Below are 19,611 nucleotides of genomic sequence, written 5' to 3' on the forward strand. Positions count from 1 at the left end.
CCGACGACTTCCTGATGGATCGTCAGGTCCGGGCACCGTAGCAACGGGAGGGTGAGATGAGAACAGGTCGTACGACGACGAGGGCGCCGTCCCGCGTCGGCGGGAGGGCGCCCTGGGCGTCGTACGACGGTGGATCAGGAGGTGGCGGAAGCGCTCGGCGAGGCGGAGGCCGTGGCGGAAGCGGACGCGCTCGGCGAGGCGCTGGGCGACGGGCTCGACGAGGGGTCGGCCGCCGCGACCGTCAGCTCGACGGTGAGCGTGGCGCCGCCGGTGGTGGTGATGCGGAGCAGGAATGTGCCGGTGGTGTCGTCCGCGTACAGCTTGGGCAGCGTGAGCAGGCCGTTCGCGTCCGTCTGGAGGTCCGCGAGGGTGCGCACGGCGTTGCCGTTCGCATCCTTGAAGTACGGGCCCTTGTCGTTCTCACCGGTGTCGTCCGCCGACTTGACGAGGGTGGCGGTGGCGGCGACCTTGCCGGCGGCGGCGCCCTGGTAGGTGGCCTTCACCTGCACCTGGTCGGTGAACTCGCCGCCCGGGGTGCAGGTCGGCGCGGTGGTGTTGGCGAGCGCGAGGGTGTCGGCGGCGCGCGCGGTGACGGTCGCGTCGTAGTCGACGCCCTTGACCGTGCGGCCGACCACACTGGCGTGGACCGTGAAGTCGCCGGTCTTCTCGCCCGCCTGGAGCGCCGGGGCGACGGCGACGCCCTTGCTGTCGGTGACGACCGTGGCGACGGTCTCGCCGCCGGCGAAGGTCGCGTCCGTGTCCCCGACGATGGTGAAGCGGACCCGGATCTTGGCGACGATCCGGCCGGCCTTTGTCTCCGCGCGCGTGCTGATCTGCTTGTCGAACGCGCCGCCGGCCATCGCCGTGAGCGTGGCGGTGCCCGCGGCCTCCAGGTGGTCCACGGTGTCGGTGGCCGTGGGCGGCAGGGTGGGCGTGCTCGGGGGGCTCGGCGTGGGCTCGTCGGGCTTGGGCGTGGTCTTGGTCGGCTTCGTCGTGGAGCCGTCGGAACCATCGCCGGAACCGGAGCCGGTCGAGCCGTCGCTGCGGTGCGAGGGCAGGGTTCCCGTGCCGTTCGGGACCGAGTGGGTGCCCTTGCGGTAGAACTCGTACCAGGACATGACCAGGTTGAGGTAGGCCTGCGAGTTGTTGTAGCTGAGGATCGCGCTGTTCATGTCGGCCTGGACGGACAGGTCCCAGCCGTAGCGGCACAGGTAGTGGCCGGCGGCGAGCGCCGCGTCGTAGACGTTGTTGGGGTCCTTGACGCCGTCGCCGTTGCCGTCGCGGCCCGCCCATGCCCAGGTCGAGGGGATGAACTGCATGGGGCCGACGGCCTGGTCGTACTGGCTGTTGCCGTCGTACTTGCCGCCGTCGGTGTCCTGGATGAGCGCGAAGCCGTTGCCGTCGAGCTCGGGGCCGAGAATCCGGTGCAGGGTGTTGCCCTCGGCGTCGACATCGCCGCCGCGGGCCTGGCCGGACTCGACCTTGCCGATGGCCGCGAGCAGCTGCCAGGGCAGGTTGCAGCCGGGCTTGGAAGCGCGCAGCTCCGCCTCGGCCTTCTTGTAGGCGTCGAGGACGGTGGCGGGTATGCCGGCCTCGGCCGCGCCCCGGCTGACGGCGGTGCCGATGCTCGACGAGGGGGCCGTGGGGCTCGCGCTGGGGTTCGGGCTGTTGAGCGGCGGCAGGTCCGTGTAGTACGGCGAGTTGCCGGTGGCGCCGTCGGCCGCCCCGGCGCCGTCGGGCGCGGAGGTGCTGGCGCCGGCGTTGGCCTGTCTGCCCGTGTCTCCGGTGGTGGCGCCCGGAGCCTGGGAAGCGGACAGAGCCGCTACCGCCAACGCGGCCGCGGCGGTCGTCGCCGCTCCCTTGCGCAGCCGACTGCCGAATTGCGCCGCCATAAGGTGAACCCCTCCCCTGGACGCCTTCTGAGCGCCCGTCTCCGTCTGTCCGCTCGCCTCTGGTGTGACGGTCGACCCGGTGCTGTGGTTGCCCCCTGTTACCTCTTTCGCGTGGTGAGGTAGCGCATCCGGCCGTGCACGCCGGGGCGGCGACCCAGGCGACCCTACGACAACTTCCTTTCCACGGACACCCGGCGGTGCCCGATTTTCACCAGTTGGCCATTCCCCGTTGAACGATGGTGGTGTCGCGGATACTTGCCGTACGCGATCACTTGTTCGGCGCTCCGGCCGACGACTCTTCCAGGGGGCCCGGGTGCCGTTCACTCTCAGCCATGCCGCCGCCGTGCTGCCCGCCGTGCGGGGCGACGGGACCGGGCGCGGGCGGCTGGTCCCGGCGGTGCTCGTCGCGGGGTCCTTCGCGCCCGACCTCACCTACTACGCGGCGAGCGCGGTGCCGGACGCGATGGAGTTCGGCGGGTTCACGCACTCCTTCGCCGGTGTCCTCACCGTCGACGTGCTGTTCGCCTGGGCGCTGGTGGCGCTGTGGCTGCTGGTCCGGGAACCGGTGGTGGCCCTCGCGCCCCGGGCCCGGCAGGGTCGGGTGGCCGCGCTGCTGCGCTGCGGGGCGCCACGCGCGCGTGCGGGGCGCTCGGTGGCCGCGTGGTGGTACGTCTCGGCCGTGCTCGGCGGGCTCACGCACGTCGTCTGGGACGCGTTCACGCACCACAACCGCTGGGGGACACGACTGATCCCGGCCATCGGCCACAACCTCGCGGGCATTCCGCTGTACACCCTGCTCCAGTACGGCAGTTCGGCGGTGGGCGCGGCCGTGCTCGCCGTGTTCGCGGTCCGCGCGGTACGGCGGGCGCCGACGGCGGAGCCGGTGGGCGTGCCGCTGCTGTCGGTACGGGACCGTTGCTGGGCCGGCGCCGCGATCGTCGGCTGTGCCCTGCTCGCGGCGGTGCGGCGGGCGGTGCGGTGGTGGGACTACTGGGGGGCTACGGCGAAGCCCTGGGAGCTGCTCCCCACGGTGCTCTTCGGAGCGGGCGCGGGGCTGTTGCTCGGGGTGCTGGGGTATGCCGTGGCGGTCAGGGTGTGGCGTCCGGCTCCGGTGGCCGACGGCGTGCGGCCGAGTCCGTCGGCCGTTCGGTGAGGCTCGCCACGAACACGGTCATGGTCCGGGGGCGGCGGGGGCCGGGGAACGCGGTGAAGAGCAGCGCGAGGTATCTGCGGGAGAGGTCGAGCCACTGGCGCAGGTCGGGGCGGGCGCGCAGCCTGCGCCGGAGGCGGGTGGCCGTCCGGCGCACGGTGACCGCGAGGTCGGTGGGGATGCGGGCGGAGCTGGCGCTGGCCGCTTGGGCCGGGGCCGACGGGGACGCCGTGACCTGAGCGGAGGCGGAGGCGGAACGGGCCTTGGCCGGGGGCCTGCTCTGGGGCGTCCGGCGGTGAACCATACGTATACCCATGGCCGCATCCTTGCCGGTGGCGGGGGCCGGGGCGTTCTGACGGGGTCCACGCGAGTGACGAGGCGTCGCCCCCCCCTTTTCCCCGCCGCCCCTCTCCTGTCTCCGCCGCCTCGTCTTCTTTCTCCGCCGCCTCGTCTTCTTCCGCCGCCGCCCCCTCTTCTCTTTCCGCCGCGACGGTGCTCAGCCGCGACGGTGGCTTCCGGCGGTGCCGAACCGGGCGCATCCCGTGGGTTCGGCACCGCCGGACAGCGCCGCTGTGGCTGCTCGCCGTTGCGGCGGAGAAAAGGGGGGCGGCGGAGAAAGGGGGGCGGCGCATGGGGAGAGGCAGGAGAGAAGGGAGGGCAGGAGAGAAGGGAGGGCGGGAGGGAAGGCGGGAGGGAGGGAAGGCGAGAGGGACGGCGGGAGGGAGGGAAGGCGGGAGGGAGGGTGGGAGCGCCGCCACCGAAAATCGGGCAGCGGCACCCTCCGCCGGTCTCCTTGAGCCGCGCCCCCTGTCGACCTCCGTTTGAGACGCCCCCCTGTCGGCCTCTGTTGAGACGCGCCCCCCTGTCGGCCTCGTGGGTCGGCTCGGCGCGCGTGTTCTGTCGGCTCCCGCCGGAGGCGTCAGTGCGCTGCCGATTCCCAGTCCGGGCCCACGCCCACCGAGACGTCCAGGGGGGCCCTGAGGTGGACCGCGTCGGACATCTGGTCGCGGAGGAGGGATTCGACCCGGTCCCGCTCGCCGGGGGCGATCTCCAGGACGATTTCGTCGTGGACCTGGAGGAGCATGCGGGACTTCAGCTCCGACTCGCGGAGTGCGCCGTCCACCCTCAGCATGGCGATCTTGACGATGTCCGCCGCCGTGCCCTGGATGGGCGCGTTGAGGGCCATCCGCTCGGCCGCCTCCCGGCGCTGGCGGTTGTCGCTGTTGAGGTCGGGGAGGTAGCGGCGGCGGCCGAAGAGTGTCGCCGTGTACCCGGTGGCACGGGCCTCGTCGACGACCCGGTGCAGGTAGTCGCGGACCCCGCCGAAGCGCTCGAAGTACGTGTCCATCAGGGCCCGGGCCTCGCCCGCGTCGATGTTCAGCTGCTGGGAGAGGCCGAAGGCCGACAGGCCGTACGCGAGGCCGTACGACATCGCCTTGATCTTGCGGCGCATCTCCGCGTCGACGGCCGACCGGTCGACGTCGAACACCTGGGAGGCGACCGTGTTGTGCAGGTCCTCCCCGGAGGTGAACGCCTCGATCAGGCCCTCGTCCTCGGAGAGATGGGCCATCACACGCAGCTCGATCTGGCTGTAGTCCGCGGTCATGAGCGACTCGAAGCCCTCGCCCACGACGAAGCCCCGGCGGATCGCCCGGCCCTCGTCGGTACGGACCGGGATGTTCTGGAGGTTGGGGTCGGTGGAGGAGAGCCGGCCGGTCGCGGCGACGGTCTGGTTGAAGGTGGTGTGGATACGGCCGTCGGCGGCGACGGTCTTGATCAGGCCCTCGACCGTGACCCTCAGCTTGGCCTGCTCGCGGTGCCGGAGCATGATCACCGGCAGTTCGCTCTCGGTCTGGCCGGCGAGCCAGGCGAGCGCGTCGGCGTCGGTGGTGTAACCCGTCTTGGTCTTCTTGGTCTTCGGGAGCGCCAGCTCGCCGAAGAGGACCTCCTGGAGCTGCTTGGGCGAGCCCAGGTTGAACTCGTGGCCGGCCGCCGCGTGCGCCTCCTTCACGGCCTGCTGCACCGCGCCCGCGAACATCTGCTCCATCGCTTCCAGATGCGCACGGTCGGCCGCGATGCCGTGCCGCTCCATGCGGGCGAGCAGGACCGACGTGGGCAGTTCCATGTCACGCAGGAGATCCGCCGCGCCGACCTCCTGGAGCCGCTCCCCGAAGGCCTCGCCGAGGTCGAGGATCGCGCGGGCCTGGATCATCAGCGCCTCGGCCTCGGCGCCGTCGTCCGCGCCGAACGCCAGCTGGCCGTCGGCCGCGGCGGCGGGGGCCAGCTCGCGGTGCAGGTACTCCATGGACAGCGCGTCCAGGTCGAAGGAGCGGCGGCCGGGCTTGACGAGGTAGGCGGCGAGCGCGGTGTCCATGGTGACGCCCTCGATGGTCCAGCCGTGCTCGGCGAAGACCCGCATGGCGCCCTTGGCGTTGTGGAAGACCTTGGGCCGCGCGGCGTCGGCCAGCCAGGCCGCCCACGCGTTCTCGTCGGCCTCGTCCAGCTCGGCGGGGTCGAACCAGGCGGCCGGGCCGACGGCCGTGGCGAGGGCGACCTCGGCGACCGAGCCGGTGCCGAGCGCCCAGGTGTCGACGGTGGCGATGCCCAGTGGCGCCGTGCCGTGCCCGGCGAGCCAGCCGGCCAGCTCGCCGGTGCCCAGGACCGTGGCGTCGACTTCCACGCCCGCCTCGGCGACCGGCGTGGACTCGGCCTCCTCGGCGCCCGGGTCGACGGCGTAGAGCCGCTCGCGCAGCGACGGGTTGCGGATCTCCAGGGTGTCCAGGATCATCGCGACGCTCTTGCGGTCGTACGGCGCGCGCTCCAGGTCGGCGACCGTCTTCGGCAGCTCCACGCCGCGCTCCAGCTCGGTGAGCCGGCGGTTCAGCTTGACGGACTCCAGGTGGTCGCGGAGGTTCTGGCCGGCCTTGCCCTTCACCTCGTCGACGCGCTCGACCAACTCGGCGAAGGAGCCGAACTGGTTGATCCACTTCGCGGCTGTCTTCTCGCCGACGCCCGGAATGCCGGGGAGGTTGTCGGACGGGTCACCGCGCAGGGCCGCGAAGTCGGGGTACTGGGCGGGCGTCAAGCCGTACTTCTCGAAAACCTTCTCCGGGGTGAACCTGGTCAGCTCGGAGACGCCCTTCGTCGGGTAGAGGACCGTGGTGTGCTCGGTGACCAGCTGGAAGGAGTCGCGGTCGCCGGTGACGATCAGGACCTCGAAGCCCGCGGCCTCGGCCTGGGTGGCGAGGGTGGCGATGATGTCGTCGGCCTCGAAGCCCGCGACGGCGAAGCGCTGCGCGTGCATGGCGTCGAGCAGCTCGCCGATCAGCTCGACCTGGCCCTTGAACTCGTCCGGGGTCTTCGAGCGGTTCGCCTTGTACTCGGTGAACTCCTCGGAGCGCCAGGTCTTGCGGGAGACGTCGAACGCCACCGCGAAGTGCGTGGGCGCCTCGTCACGCAGGGTGTTGGCCAGCATCGACGCGAAGCCGTAGATCGCGTTCGTCGGCTGGCCCGTCGCGGTCGTGAAGTTCTCCGCGGGCAGCGCGAAGAACGCGCGGTAGGCCAGCGAGTGCCCGTCCATGAGCATCAGCCGGGGACGGGGGCCGCCGGGGGTCTTGTCGGTCTGCTTCGCTGCTGTCTCTGCCACGCCCCCGATCCTGCCACGCCGCACTGACAGTGAGGGCCGACGGTGTGGGTTGCGGTGACATCGGCGGCGCCGGGCGGCGTCGCCGTGACCGATCGCCGTTGCGGCCGATCGCCGTCGCGCCGGAAAGCTCGCGGGAGCGGCGGAGGCCGGGGAGGAGCAGGCGAGCGGGGATCAGCGGACCGGCAGCTGCGAGCCGTTCGGCGGGTACGCGGGTACGCGGATCCGGGCGGGCAGGGCTGGGAGGGCCGGCCCCGTCAAGCATAGGTTCCGTTTCGCTCGGCAGACCGTGCTCGATCGTTGTCGGTGGCACGTGCGAGTATCGGGTGTCCAGGGCAGTGGTGCCGGTGTAGTAGGGAGAGCGTGCGATGGCGACGAAGCCGCCCAAGGAGGATCCGGTCCAGGACGCGCCGCAGGTCGCGGAGCCGAAGCACGCGGCCGCCGGGCTGCCCGCCATCGGGCACACGCTGCGCATCGCCCAGCAGCAGATGGGCGTGAAGCGCACCGCGCTGACGCTGCTGCGCGTCAACCAGAAGGACGGCTTCGACTGCCCCGGCTGCGCCTGGCCGGAGCCCGATCACCGGCACGCGGCCGAGTTCTGCGAGAACGGCGCCAAGGCGGTCGCCGAGGAGGCCACCCTCCGCAGGGTGACGCCCGAGTTCTTCGCGGAGCACTCCGTGGCCGACCTGCACCACCGCAGCGGTTACTGGCTCGGTCAGCAGGGGCGGCTCACCCACCCCATGTATCTCGCCGAGGGCGCCGAGCACTACGAGCCGGTCGGCTGGGAGCGCGCCTTCGACATCATCGGCGAGGAGATCGCCGCCCTCTCCTCCCCCGACGAGGCGGTCTTCTACACCTCGGGGCGGACCAGCAACGAGGCCGCGTTCCTGTACCAGCTGTTCGCACGCGAACTGGGCACCAACAACCTGCCGGACTGCTCCAACATGTGCCACGAGTCCTCGGGCTCGGCGCTGACCGAGACGATCGGCATCGGCAAGGGCAGCGTCCTGCTGGAGGACCTGTACAAGGCGGATCTGATCATCGTCGCCGGGCAGAATCCGGGGACCAACCATCCCCGGATGCTCTCCGCCCTGGAGAAGGCCAAGGCCAACGGCGCGAGGATCATCAGCGTCAATCCGCTCCCGGAAGCCGGCCTGGAGCGGTTCAAGAACCCGCAGACCCCCCAGGGCATGCTCAAGGGCGCCGCGCTGACCGACCTGTTCCTGCAGATCCGCATCGGCGGCGACCAGGCCCTGTTCCGGCTCCTCAACAAGCTCGTCCTCGAGACGGACGGCGCGGTCGACGAGGAGTTCGTACGCGAACACACGCACGGGTACGAGGAGTTCGCGCAGGCCGCCCGCGCCGCCGACTGGCACGAGACACTCACCGCCACCGGACTCACGCGCGAGGAGATCGAGAAGGCCCTCGGGATGGTGCTCGCCTCGGAGCGCACCATCGTCTGCTGGGCCATGGGGCTCACCCAGCACAAGCACTCGGTGCCGACCATCCGGGAGGTCGTCAACTTCCTGCTGCTGCGCGGCAACATCGGCCGGACCGGCGCGGGCGTCTGTCCGGTGCGCGGCCACTCGAACGTGCAGGGCGACCGCACGATGGGCATCTTCGAGCGTCCTGCCCCGGCCTTCCTGGACGCCCTGGAGAAGGAGTTCGGATTCGCGCCCCCGCGCGAGCACGGCTTCGACGTCGTGCGGGCCATCGAGGCGCTGCGCGACGGCGAGGCGAAGGTCTTCTTCGCGATGGGCGGCAACTTCGTCGGGGCCACCCCCGACACGGAGGTCACCGAGGCGGCGATGCGGCGCGCGCGGCTGACCGTGCACGTGTCGACGAAGCTCAACCGCTCGCACGTCGTCACCGGCGCGCGGGCGCTGATCCTGCCGACGCTCGGCCGGACCGAGCGCGACCTCCAGGGCAGCGGCGAGCAGTTCGTCACGGTCGAGGACTCCATGGGCATGGTGCACGCCTCACGCGGCCGCCTGGAGCCCGCGAGCCCGCACCTGCTGTCGGAGCCGGCGATCGTGTGCCGGCTGGCCCGCCGGGTGCTCAGCGAGAACAGCCGTACGCCGTGGCAGGAGTTCGAGAAGGACTACGCGACGGTCCGCGACCGCATCGCGCGCGTGATCCCCGGCTTCGACGACTTCAACGCGCGCGTGGCGCACCCGGGCGGCTTCGCGCTCCCGCACGCCCCGCGCGACGAGCGCCGGTTCCCGACGGCCACCGGCAGGGCGAACTTCACGGCGGCCCCGGTGGAGTACCCCGAACTGCCCGAGGGCCGGCTGCTGTTGCAGACGCTGCGCTCGCACGACCAGTACAACACCACGATCTACGGCCTGGACGACCGCTACCGGGGCATCAGGAACGGGCGCCGGGTGGTCCTGGTGAACCCGGAGGACGCCCGGCTGCTGGGCGTCGCCGACGGGGCGTACGTGGACCTGGTCGGCGAGTGGAAGGACGACGTGGAGCGCCGGGCGCCGGGCTTCCGGGTGGTGCACTACCCGACCGCCCGGGGCTGCGCGGCCGCGTACTACCCGGAGACCAATGTGCTGGTGCCGCTCGACGCCACCGCGGACACCAGCAACACCCCGGCCAGCAAGTCCGTGGTGATCCGTCTGGAGGCCGGTGTGCCGCACCCGAGGGCCGCCGTCTGAGCGCCCGCTCAGTCCGTCTGGAAGAATCGGCGGCCGACTGAGCGTTTGCTCAGTCGGGAGAGACAGCCGCACGACGAACGGAGCCGGCCCATGGGCGAGCAGCAGCATGTGAAGTTCCCGCAGGAGGTCATCGACGAGTACGCCGCGCTCGGTGTCGACCTGCGGGCCCTGTTCTCGGCGGGCCACCTCGGCAACCGCATGGGCGTGCAGATCGTGGAGGCCTCCGCGGAGCGGGTCGTCGGCACCATGCCGGTGGAGGGCAACACCCAGCCGTACGGGCTGCTGCACGGCGGTGCCAGCGCGGTGCTGGCGGAGACCCTGGGCTCGGTCGGTTCGATGCTGCACGGCGGCAGTGCGAAGATCGCGGTGGGTGTCGACCTGAACTGCACGCATCACCGCGGGGCCCGCTCCGGCCTGGTCACCGGTGTGGCCACGCCCGTCCACCGGGGGCGTTCGACGGCGACGTACGAGATCGTGATCAGCGACGAGGAGGGCCGGCGGGTGTGCACGGCCCGACTCACCTGCCTGCTGCGGGACCTGGACGGCACGACGGCGGCCTCCGCGGTCCAGGCCTGAGGGCCACCCCGCGGCGCACCCATTGCTCCCCCGCCGTCCGCGCCCGTAACGTCGGTGCATGGGACGGCGAGGAGGCGCCCTGCCGGGGCTGAGCGCAGTGGGGATCGGTCTGGCCCTGCTGACGGGCTGCGGCGCCCCCGGCGGCGCCGAGCGCGCCGCGGCGAGCTCCGCGACCCCGTCGGCGACCTCCGCCGCCGAGCTGTGCGCCACGATCGTGGCGCACTGGTCGCGCGAGGTCCTGGACAGCGGCACCTACGGCGACTACCAGTCGATGGGACTGTCGAACGGACAGTACGAGATCCTCCGGGACGTCGTGGACGCCGCGCGGGCCGTGAAACGCAGCCAGGGGGCCGCCGCCGCCGACCGGTTGATCGACCGCCGGTCACACGCCGCCTGCACCGAGCGGTACCGCCACGGCGTGCCGACGGGAGGCCCCTGGAGGTGAGCGCAACGAGCGGCATCGGCCCCGTCGAACCGGGCGAGGGCACCCGGACACGGGAGGTGCGGGACGCCCTTGAGACGGCCGCTCCTCCCCCGCACCCCGCCCGCCGCCGCATGGCCCTGGCCCTCGCCGCCGCGGCCGTCCTCGTCGCGGGCGGCGGCTATCTCGTCGCGACCCGCCCGCATCCCCCGGCGCCGGCACCCGCCGAAGTCCCCTACCCCGCACAGACGGTGGCGTTCGCCTTCCTGGACGGCCGGGCAACTCCCCCCGGCGCCCCGCCCCGCAGCTTCAGCTTCGCGGTACGGATGACCGTGACGGACGGGCCGCCGGTCACCGTACCCAGGGTGACCCAGCCCTACGCGGGCCTCACGCTGACCGAGTCGCCGCCCACCCCCTTTCGGACAGAAGCGGGCTCATCACGCGAGATCACGATCACGATGCATGTGACCGATTGCAGAACAGTTCCGAAGGATGCCGGACTTCCTTTCCTGGACGTAACCCTGCGTAATACCCGCGCAATACAGGTGCAGAGTTTCATCCTGGGCCCCCGCTACGCACAGCACCTCTCACACGCCCTGAAAGTCGCCTGTAGCAACAGTTAGCAACCATTCCGGGTAATCACCAAAACGCCTGAGACGCCTGATCCGACGACCGCCGGTCCTGCGGGTTCTCACGATGCGGACAGGGCGAATCGGCCTGAATTCCACTCTTCTCCGCACCGTGTACCGCTCTGCATTACCTCGTGTCATAACAAGAGCGTCACAGCATGGGTCAGACCCTCCTCCACATTCCCCCCACCCGCCTAGAGTCACGGCCAGTCACGACACCGACGGATTCTCTCCGCGACCGGGGGGCGTGACTCGACCGCTTCCACGGGGATGCGGTTGTTCAGGGGAAAGGACTGATCGTGCGTCAACGTTCGCTCATCGCCATCACCGCCGCGCTGGCAGCGGGAGCACTCACCCTCACGGCCTGCGGTTCGCGAGACAGCGGCGACAAGGGCTCCGACTCCGGCAGTGGCACCACCGTCACCATCGGCGTCGACGCTCCTCTGACCGGCGACCTGTCCGCGCTCGGCCTGGGTATCAAGAACTCGGTGGACCTGGCGGTCAAGCAGGCCAACAAGAAGAAGTACGTCTCCGGCGTCACGTTCAAGATCGAGGCCAAGGACGACCAGGCCCAGCCCTCCTCCGGCCAGGCCAACGCCTCCGCCTTCGTCAGCGACAGCAGTGTCTACGGCGTGGTCGGCCCGCTGAACTCCTCGGTCGCCCAGTCGATGCAGAAGGTGTTCGACGACGCGAAGCTGGTCGAGGTCTCCCCGGCCAACACCAACCCGGCGCTGACCCAGGGCGACAACTGGCAGACGTCGAAGTCGCGGCCGTACAAGTCGTACTTCCGTACCGCGACCACGGACGCCATCCAGGGCCCGTACGCCGCGCAGTACGTCTACAACACGGCGAAGCTGACCAAGGCCTTCATCATCGACGACAAGAAGACCTACGGCGCCGGCCTCGCCGCCACCTTCACCGGCGAGTTCAAGAAGCTCGGCGGCAAGGTGGTCGGCACCGAGCACATCAACCCCGACTCCAAGGACTACTCCGCGGTCGTCACCAAGGTGAAGAACTCGGGCGCCACCGTGGTCTACTACGGCGGCGAGTACCCGCAGGCCGGTCCGCTGAGCAAGCAGCTCAAGGCCGCGGGCGCCAAGATCCCGCTGGTCGGCGGTGACGGCATCTACGCCGACGACTACATCAAGCTGGCGGGCACCGCGGCCGCCGGTGACATGGCCACCTCGGTCGGCGCGCCGGTCGAGACCCTCGCCTCCGCCAAGGAGTTCGTCGACAACTACAAGGCGGGCGGCTACTCGGAGGCGTACGGCGCCTACGGCGGCTACTCCTACGACTCCGCCTGGGCGATCATCGAGGCCGTGAAGAAGGTCGTCGACGACAACGGCGGCAAGCTGCCGTCCGACGCCCGCGCGAAGATCACCGCCGCGGTGCAGAACGTCTCCTTCGACGGTGTGACCGGCAAGGTCTCCTTCGACGAGTACGGTGACGCGACCAACAAGCAGCTCACCGTCTACAAGGTCGACGGCGGGGCTTGGAAGGCAGCCACCTCGGGCACGTACACGCCGAGCAGCTGACCCACACCCGCACGCATCACCGAGCCGCGCGGGGCGCTGTTCCACTGGCGCCCCGCGCGGACTCGCATCCGGCCTCATCCGTCGAAACTTTCCGAACGTCTCGGAGGACATGCGGTGAACGAACTGCCGCAGCAGCTGGTCAACGGCCTGCTACTGGGATCCATGTACGGGCTGGTCGCCATTGGCTACACGATGGTCTATGGCATCGTCCAGCTCATCAACTTCGCCCACGGCGAGATCTTCATGACCGGCGCCTTCGGCGCGCTCACGGTCTACGCGTATGTACTGCCCGGCGGCACCTCGATGTGGATAGCTCTCCCGCTGATGCTGGTGGGCGCGATCATCGTCGCCGTCCTGGTCGCCGTCGGAGCGGAACGGTTCGCCTACCGCCCCCTGCGCACCGCGCCGCGTCTCGCCCCCCTCATCACCGCCATCGGCCTCTCCCTGGCCCTGCAGCAGGCGGTGTGGGCCTGGTACCCCGAGGCGAAGTCCGCCCGTACCTTCCCGACCATCCCGGGCGGGCCCTTCAACATCGGCAACGTGACGATCCAGACCGGTGACATCTTCCTGGTGGTCGTGGCCCCGCTCAGCATGGCCTTCCTCGCATACTTCGTGATGCGCACCCGCACCGGCCGCGGCATGCAGGCCACCGCCCAGGATCCGGACACCGCGAAGCTGATGGGCGTCAACACCGACCGCATCATCGTGATCGCGTTCGCCCTCGGTGCCGCCTTCGCCGCCATCGGCGGTGTCGCCTACGGCCTCAAGTACGGCCAGATCGACTTCAAGATGGGCTTCCTGCTCGGTCTGAAGGCCTTCACCGCGGCCGTCCTCGGCGGTATCGGCAACATCTACGGCGCCATGCTCGGCGGCCTCGTCCTCGGTGTCGCCGAGGCCCTGTCGACCGCCTACATCTCGGACATCCCCGGCATGGACAAGTTCGGCAGCCAGTCCTGGGCCGACGTCTGGGCGTTCGTACTCCTCATCCTCGTACTGCTGTTCAGACCACAGGGTCTGCTCGGCGAACGCGTCGCGGACAGGGCGTGACACCGATGACCACAGAGACCACCGCATCCGAGACTCCCGAGACCCCGGAGACCGCGAGCGCCCCGGCGCCCGCAGCGTCCGGTCTGATCGGACTGCCGGCCCCGCTCGGCCGCGCCCTCGCCACCGGCGGCGGCATCCTCGCCGTCGTCTCCGCGTTCATGTCGTGGACCTGGACCTCCGCCTTCCCCGGCGACCTCACCGTCTACGGCTACCCGGGCGGCCTGCAGGTCCTGGTGCTGATCGGCGGCATCCTCACCACCCTGTTCGGCCTCGCCTCCTACGGCGTCAGGGGCCTGGGCGCACTGACGCCGGGCAGCGCCGACAGCGCGCTGAAGATGGCGGCGCTGGGTACCTTCGGCACCGCCTGGTACACCGTCATCGCCATCAGCGACGAGCTCGGCGGTGTGGTGAACCTGGACCCGGGTGGCTTCGTCGTCGCGATCGCCACCCTGGCCGCCGTGATCGGTGCGCTGGCCCTGCCGTTCGAGCGGCCGGAGCCCGACCCGGTCGACCCGGACGACACCGGCTGGGAGCTCTTCAAGCACAACTCCCGCCAGAACTGGACCAACTTCCGCGCGGCCTTCGCCACCAAGGCGCCGGCCCCGGCGCCCACGCTGCCGTCCTGGGCCGAGATCCTCGTCATCATCGCGGCCATGGCCGTGGGCCTGTTCGTCTTCAGCTACGGCATCGGCACCGCGTACGACGAGCTGTTCATCGGCTTCCTGATCATGGCCGGCTTCGGTTTCGCCTCCCTCTCCAAGGCCGGGATCGTGGCCCGCGTCTCGGCGATCACCGCGAAGCACCGCAACATCACCATGATCGGCGCCTTCGTCGCCGCCGCGGCCTTCCCGTTCACCCAGTCCAACGACCAGTACGCGACGATCGGCGTCTACATCCTGATCTTCGCGACGGTCGCGCTCGGCCTGAACATCGTCGTCGGCCTCGCCGGCCTCCTCGACCTCGGTTACGTCGCCTTCCTCGGTGTCGGCGCCTACACCGCGGCCCTGGTCTCCGGCTCGCCGTCGTCGCCGCTGCACGTGCAGTGGCCGTTCTGGGCGTCGGCGCTGCTCGGTGCGGTCGTCGCGATGATCTTCGGTGTCGTGATCGGCGCGCCGACGCTGCGACTGCGCGGCGACTACCTGGCCATCGTGACGCTCGGCTTCGGTGAGATCTTCCGTATCACCGTCCTGAACCTGGACGGCACCTCGGGCCCGGACGTCACCAACGGCTCCAACGGCATCTCGTCGATCCCGAACCTGAACATCCTCGGCTTCGACTTCGGCGCCCAGCACCAGATCCTCGGCTCCACCATCGGCCGGTTCGCCAACTACCTGCTGCTGATGCTGATCATCACGCTCATCGTGGTCATCGTCTTCCGGCGCAGCAGCGACTCCCGGATCGGCCGCGCCTGGGTCGCCATCCGCGAGGACGAGACCGCCGCACTCGCCATGGGCATCAACGGCTTCCGGGTCAAGCTCATCGCCTTCGCCCTGGGCGCCTGCCTGGCCGGCCTCTCCGGCTCGGTCCAGGCCCACGTCACCTACACGGTGACCCCGGAGCAGTACCAGTTCGCCTACGTCGTGCCGCCCAACTCGGCGTTCCTGCTGGCCGCGGTGGTCCTCGGCGGCATGGGCACCATCTCCGGCCCGCTCGTCGGCGCCTCCCTGCTGTACCTGATCCCGGCCAAGCTCCAGTTCCTCGGCGACTACCAGCTCTTCGCCTTCGGCGTCACGCTCATCCTGCTGATGCGCTTCCGCCCTGAGGGCCTCATCCCCAACCGGCGCCGCCAGCTCGAGTTCCACGAAGAGGCCGAAGCGCCCGCCGTCCTCACCAAGGCAGGGGCCTGACCACGATGACCACGGAAACCCCCATCCCGGACACCGCCCCCGCCGCCCCCGGCGAGGTCGTGCTCGACGCCCGCGGTGTGACCATGCGCTTCGGCGGTCTGACCGCCGTCCGCAATGTCGACTTCACCGTCCGCAGCGGCGAGATCGTCGGCCTGATCGGCCCCAACGGAGCCGGCAAGACGACCTTCTTCAACTGCCTGACCGGCCTCTACATCCCCACCGAGGGCGAGGTCCGCTACAAGGGCCAGGTCCTGCCGCCGAAGTCCTTCAAGGTCACGGCGGCCGGCATCGCCCGTACCTTCCAGAACATCCGGCTGTTCGCCAACATGACGGTCCTGGAGAACGTCCTGGTCGGCCGCCACACCCGCACCAAGGAGGGTCTCTGGTCGGCCCTGCTGCGGGGCCCCGGCTTCCACCGCGCCGAGGCGGCCTCCCGGGCCCGCGCCATGGAACTCCTGGAGTTCGTGGGCCTGGAGAAGAAGGCCGAGCACCTCGCCCGCAACCTGCCCTACGGCGAACAGCGCAAGCTGGAGATCGCCCGCGCGCTGGCGAGCGAGCCGGGGCTGCTGCTCCTCGACGAGCCGACGGCCGGCATGAACCCGCAGGAGACCCGCACCACCGAGGAACTGGTCTTCGCGATCCGCGACAAGGGCATCGCCGTGCTCGTCATCGAGCACGACATGCGCTTCATCTTCAACCTGTGCGACCGGGTCGCCGTCCTGGTGCAGGGCGAGAAGCTCGTCGAGGGCGACAGCGCGACCGTGCAGGGCGACGAGCGGGTCATCGCCGCGTACCTGGGCGAGCCGTTCGAGAACGCGCCGGGCGACGAGGAGGTCGCCGAGGTCGAGGCGGCGGAAGCGGCGGCCGAGCCCGAAGCCGACAACACGTCCGACGCCGTGCCCGGCAAGGAGAACGACCGATGACCGCACTGCTCGAAGTAGAGGACCTGCGGGTCGCCTACGGCAAGATCGAGGCCGTCAAGGGCATCTCCTTCAAGGTCGAGGCCGGCCAGGTCGTCACCCTGATCGGCACCAACGGCGCCGGCAAGACGACGACCCTGCGTACGCTGTCCGGGCTGCTCAAGCCGGTCGGCGGGCAGATCCGGTTCAACGGCAAGTCGCTGAAGAAGGTCCCGGCCCACCAGGTGGTCTCGCTGGGCCTCGCCCACTCCCCCGAGGGGCGGCACATCTTCCCGCGCATGACCATCGAGGACAACCTGCGCCTCGGTGCGTTCCTGCGCAGCGACAAGCCGGGCATCGAGAAGGACATCCAGCGGGCCTACGAGCTCTTCCCGATCCTGGGCGAGCGGCGCAAGCAGGCCGCGGGCACCCTCTCGGGCGGTGAGCAGCAGATGCTGGCGATGGGGCGCGCGCTGATGTCCCAGCCGAAGCTGCTGATGCTGGACGAGCCGTCGATGGGGCTGTCGCCGATCATGATGCAGAAGATCATGGCGACGATCGCCGAGCTGAAGTCGCAGGGTACGACGATTCTGCTGGTCGAGCAGAACGCGCAGGCGGCGCTGTCGCTGGCCGACCAGGGGCATGTGATGGAGGTCGGCAACATCGTGCTGTCGGGCAGCGGGCAGGATCTGCTGACCGATGAGTCGGTGCGGAAGGCCTATTTGGGTGAGGACTAGGTCGTCGGTCGGCTGACTGACGGTGGGGGCTGGTCGCGCCCACGCGGCGGAGCCGCACATCGATAACAGCCCCGCGCCCCTGAAGGGGCGCTCCCCTTGGCGGCGCTACAAAGGCCCGCGTCCCCTTCTCCGGGGCGCGGGCCTTGGCGTTCGTACGTGTGCGGGTCAGCCCTTGCTGGACTTCTTCTCCTCGCTGTCCGCGATGACGGCCTCGGCGACCTGCTGCATCGACATGCGGCGGTCCATCGACGTCTTCTGGATCCAGCGGAACGCGGCCGGCTCGGTCAGGCCGTACTCGGTCTGGAGAATGGACTTCGCGCGGTCGACCAGCTTGCGGGTCTCCAGGCGCAGGGTGAGGTCGGCGACCTCCTTCTCCAGCTGCCGCAGCTCGTTGAAGCGGGAGACGGCCATCTCGATCGCCGGAACGACGTCGCTCTTGCTGAACGGCTTGACCAGGTACGCCATCGCGCCGGCGTCCCGGGCCCGCTCGACGAGGTCGCGCTGCGAGAAGGCGGTGAGCATCAGAACCGGGGCGATGGACTCCTCGGCGATCTTCTCGGCCGCCGAGATGCCGTCCAGCTTGGGCATCTTGACGTCGAGGATGACGAGGTCGGGGCGGTGTTCGCGGGCCAGTTCGACGGCCTGCTCGCCGTCACCGGCCTCACCGACGACCGTGTACCCCTCCTCCTCCAGCATCTCTTTCAGGTCGAGCCGGATCAGGGCCTCGTCCTCGGCGATGACGACACGGGTCGTCAGCGGAGGCACGTGCGACTTGTCGTCGGGTGCGTCGACTGGCTGGGGCGACTCGGCGGCGGTCACGGGGGCTCCTCGTTCAGGGCAGGGGTACTGCTGACAAGAGCCTACCTAGCTACGGTATGGTGGACGCGCGGAGGGTCGGGGATCACCTTTGATTCTTCGAGCCCCGGTAGCCCAATTGGCAGCAGGCAACGGATTCAAAACCCGTACAGTGTCGGTTCGAGTCCGACCCGGGGCACTTTTCCTTGGATTCCAAGGTCGCGTTATTGCGTGGCCGAAGGGCCTCTCCGCAGTGCGGAGAGGCCCTTCGCGCGTTACTTGGGGCTGTCGTCCTCACCGATGTGGTGCACCCGGACCATGTTGGTGGAGCCGGAGACACCGGGCGGGGAGCCCGCCGTGATGACCACGATGTCGCCTTTCTGGCAGCGGCCGTACTTCAGCAGCAGCTCGTCCACCTGGTCGACCATCTTGTCCGTCGAGTCGACGTGCGGGCCGAGGAAGGTCTCGACGCCCCAGGTGAGGTTGAGCTGGGAGCGGGTGGCCGGTTCCGGGGTGAAGGCGAGCAGCGGGATCGGCGAACGGTAGCGGGACAGCCGGCGGACCGTGTCTCCCGACTCGGTGAACGCGACGAGGAACTTCGCGTTCAGGAAGTCGCCCATCTCGGCGGCGGCCCGGGCGACCGCGCCGCCCTGGGTGCGGGGCTTGTTGCTCTCGGTCAGCGGCGGCAGGCCCTTGGCGAGGATGTCCTCCTCGGCCGCCTCGACGATCTTCGCCATGGTGCGGACGGTCTCGATCGGGTACTTGCCGACGCTGGTCTCGCCGGAGAGCATCACCGCGTCCGTGCCGTCGATGACCGCGTTGGCGACGTCGGAGGCCTCGGCGCGGGTGGGGCGGGAGTTCTCGATCATCGAGTCGAGCATCTGGGTGGCGACGATGACAGGCTTGGCGTTGCGCTTGGCGAGCTTGATCGCGCGCTTCTGGACGATCGGCACCTGCTCCAGCGGCATCTCCACGCCCAGGTCGCCGCGGGCGACCATGATGCCGTCGAAGGCGGCCACGATGGAGTCGATGTTCTCGACGGCCTGCGGCTTCTCGACCTTGGCGATCACGGGGAGGCGGCGGCCCTCCTCGTCCATGATGCGGTGGACGTCCTCGATGTCCCGGCCACTGCGCACGAACGACAGGGCGATCACGTCGACGCCGGTGCGCAGCGCCCAGCGCAGGTCGGCCTCGTCCTTGTCGGACAGGGCCGGGACGGAGACGGCGACCCCGGGGAGGTTGAGGCCCTTGTGGTCGGAGACCATGCCGCCCTCGACCACCGTGGTGTGTACGCGGGGGCCGTCGACGTGGGTGACCTCCAGGCAGACCTTGCCGTCGTCGACGAGGACGCGCTCACCGGGGGTGACGTCACCGGCCAGACCCGTGTACGTCGTCCCGCACTGGTGCCGGTCGCCCTCGGCGCCCTCCTCCACCGTGATGACGAAGGCATCACCGCGTTCGAGGAGTACGGGGCCTTCGGTGAAGCGGCCGAGCCGGATCTTCGGGCCTTGAAGGTCGGCGAGGATCCCGACACTGCGACCGGACTCGTCGGAGGCCTTGCGGACACGCTGGTAGCGCTCCTCGTGCTCGGCGTGGGAGCCGTGGCTGAGGTTGAATCGGGCGACGTCCATTCCGGCCTCGACCAGGGCCTTGATCTGGTCGTACGAGTCGGTGGCGGGCCCCAGAGTACAAACGATCTTTGCTCGGCGCATGCTTCGAGCCTAGGCCTTACCGGCGGGTAGAGAATTGGTGGTACATGACGACCCAACAACCTTTG

The 19,611-nt window shown here is 70.2% G+C and carries 15 protein-coding genes and 1 tRNA gene; 11 read left to right on the top strand and 5 right to left on the bottom strand.

Features of this window, described 5'->3' with window-relative positions; genetic code table 11:
• Positions 1-134: 134 nt before the first annotated feature.
• Positions 135-1,892 (bottom strand): lytic transglycosylase domain-containing protein, encoded by a 1,758-nt coding sequence (locus tag SSP29_RS14245; protein ID WP_089100990.1) that lies wholly within the window; start codon positions 1,890-1,892, stop codon positions 135-137.
• A 313-nt stretch (positions 1,893-2,205) separates the two neighbouring features.
• Between SSP29_RS14245 and SSP29_RS14250 the strand changes: the two genes are divergently transcribed.
• Positions 2,206-3,045 carry a DUF4184 family protein gene (locus tag SSP29_RS14250; protein ID WP_089100991.1) on the top strand — a complete coding sequence of 280 codons (840 nt, stop codon included), beginning with the start codon at positions 2,206-2,208 and terminating at the stop codon, positions 3,043-3,045.
• Here SSP29_RS14250 and SSP29_RS52505 read toward each other — a convergent pair.
• Together SSP29_RS52505 and polA are read right to left on the bottom strand one after the other, a co-directional pair.
• Entirely contained in the window at positions 2,981-3,358 is a 378-nt protein-coding gene (locus tag SSP29_RS52505; RefSeq protein WP_145968892.1) for a hypothetical protein, read from the bottom strand. The two genes, SSP29_RS14250 and SSP29_RS52505, sit on opposite strands and share 65 nt — an antisense overlap.
• Positions 3,359-3,961: 603 nt before the next feature.
• Positions 3,962-6,688 (bottom strand): DNA polymerase I, encoded by a 2,727-nt coding sequence (polA, locus tag SSP29_RS14265; RefSeq protein WP_089100994.1) that lies wholly within the window; start codon positions 6,686-6,688, stop codon positions 3,962-3,964.
• A gap of 365 nt (positions 6,689-7,053) precedes the next feature.
• Here polA and SSP29_RS14270 point away from each other — a divergent pair, with 365 nt between their 5' ends.
• The 9 genes from SSP29_RS14270 to SSP29_RS14310 all read left to right on the top strand — a co-directional run bounded on the left by SSP29_RS14270 (position 7,054) and on the right by SSP29_RS14310 (position 17,039).
• Positions 7,054-9,348, top strand: coding sequence for an FdhF/YdeP family oxidoreductase (locus SSP29_RS14270; protein WP_089100995.1), 2,295 nt, complete (start codon positions 7,054-7,056; stop codon positions 9,346-9,348).
• A 90-nt stretch (positions 9,349-9,438) separates the two neighbouring features.
• Complete coding sequence (locus SSP29_RS14275; protein WP_089100996.1) at positions 9,439-9,924, top strand: PaaI family thioesterase; 486 nt, start codon at positions 9,439-9,441, stop codon at positions 9,922-9,924.
• A gap of 58 nt (positions 9,925-9,982) precedes the next feature.
• Positions 9,983-10,369: a hypothetical protein gene (locus tag SSP29_RS14280; RefSeq protein ID WP_150134146.1), complete on the top strand. Its 387-nt coding sequence runs from the start codon at positions 9,983-9,985 to the stop codon at positions 10,367-10,369.
• Between the two features lie 56 nt (positions 10,370-10,425).
• Positions 10,426-10,968, top strand: a complete 543-nt coding sequence (locus SSP29_RS14285; RefSeq protein WP_245883124.1) for a Tat pathway signal sequence domain protein — start codon at positions 10,426-10,428, stop codon at positions 10,966-10,968.
• Positions 10,969-11,273: 305 nt separating this feature from the next.
• Positions 11,274-12,509: a branched-chain amino acid ABC transporter substrate-binding protein gene (locus SSP29_RS14290; protein WP_089100999.1), complete on the top strand. Its 1,236-nt coding sequence runs from the start codon at positions 11,274-11,276 to the stop codon at positions 12,507-12,509.
• 114 nt (positions 12,510-12,623) lie between these two features.
• On the top strand, positions 12,624-13,556 hold the full coding sequence (locus SSP29_RS14295; RefSeq protein WP_089101000.1) for a branched-chain amino acid ABC transporter permease: 933 nt from the start codon (positions 12,624-12,626) through the stop codon (positions 13,554-13,556).
• A 5-nt stretch (positions 13,557-13,561) separates the two neighbouring features.
• Positions 13,562-15,403 carry a branched-chain amino acid ABC transporter permease gene (locus SSP29_RS14300; RefSeq protein ID WP_089101001.1) on the top strand — a complete coding sequence of 614 codons (1,842 nt, stop codon included), beginning with the start codon at positions 13,562-13,564 and terminating at the stop codon, positions 15,401-15,403.
• Between the two features lie 5 nt (positions 15,404-15,408).
• On the top strand, positions 15,409-16,326 hold the full coding sequence (locus tag SSP29_RS14305) for an ABC transporter ATP-binding protein (protein ID WP_089101002.1): 918 nt from the start codon (positions 15,409-15,411) through the stop codon (positions 16,324-16,326).
• Positions 16,323-17,039, top strand: a complete 717-nt coding sequence (locus SSP29_RS14310; RefSeq protein WP_089101003.1) for an ABC transporter ATP-binding protein — start codon at positions 16,323-16,325, stop codon at positions 17,037-17,039. Before SSP29_RS14305 ends, SSP29_RS14310 begins: the two co-directional genes overlap by 4 nt.
• A gap of 165 nt (positions 17,040-17,204) precedes the next feature.
• Here the strand turns inward: SSP29_RS14310 and SSP29_RS14315 are convergent, their stop codons facing one another.
• Positions 17,205-17,858, bottom strand: coding sequence for an ANTAR domain-containing response regulator (locus SSP29_RS14315; protein ID WP_089101004.1), 654 nt, complete (start codon positions 17,856-17,858; stop codon positions 17,205-17,207).
• Between the two features lie 100 nt (positions 17,859-17,958).
• Here SSP29_RS14315 and SSP29_RS14320 point away from each other — a divergent pair.
• Positions 17,959-18,033, top strand: a tRNA-Leu gene (locus tag SSP29_RS14320).
• 76 nt (positions 18,034-18,109) lie between these two features.
• Here the strand turns inward: SSP29_RS14320 and pyk are convergent.
• Positions 18,110-19,546, bottom strand: coding sequence for a pyruvate kinase (gene pyk, locus SSP29_RS14325; RefSeq protein WP_089101005.1), 1,437 nt, complete (start codon positions 19,544-19,546; stop codon positions 18,110-18,112).
• Between the last annotated feature and the right edge of the window lie 65 nt (positions 19,547-19,611).

The sequence above is a fragment of the Streptomyces hyaluromycini genome, from assembly GCF_002217755.1.
Classification (GTDB): domain Bacteria; phylum Actinomycetota; class Actinomycetes; order Streptomycetales; family Streptomycetaceae; genus Streptomyces; species Streptomyces hyaluromycini.

Coding starts and splice junctions, on each gene's coding strand:
- SSP29_RS14245 (WP_089100990.1), bottom strand. CDS start 1,892: ATGGCGGCGCAATTCGGCAGTCGGCTGCGCAAGGGAGCGGCGACGACC.
- SSP29_RS52505 (WP_145968892.1), bottom strand. CDS start 3,358: ATGGGTATACGTATGGTTCACCGCCGGACGCCCCAGAGCAGGCCCCCG.
- SSP29_RS14270 (WP_089100995.1), top strand. CDS start 7,054: ATGGCGACGAAGCCGCCCAAGGAGGATCCGGTCCAGGACGCGCCGCAG.
- SSP29_RS14275 (WP_089100996.1), top strand. CDS start 9,439: ATGGGCGAGCAGCAGCATGTGAAGTTCCCGCAGGAGGTCATCGACGAG.
- SSP29_RS14280 (WP_150134146.1), top strand. CDS start 9,983: ATGGGACGGCGAGGAGGCGCCCTGCCGGGGCTGAGCGCAGTGGGGATC.
- SSP29_RS14300 (WP_089101001.1), top strand. CDS start 13,562: ATGACCACAGAGACCACCGCATCCGAGACTCCCGAGACCCCGGAGACC.
- SSP29_RS14305 (WP_089101002.1), top strand. CDS start 15,409: ATGACCACGGAAACCCCCATCCCGGACACCGCCCCCGCCGCCCCCGGC.
- SSP29_RS14310 (WP_089101003.1), top strand. CDS start 16,323: ATGACCGCACTGCTCGAAGTAGAGGACCTGCGGGTCGCCTACGGCAAG.
- pyk (WP_089101005.1), bottom strand. CDS start 19,546: ATGCGCCGAGCAAAGATCGTTTGTACTCTGGGGCCCGCCACCGACTCG.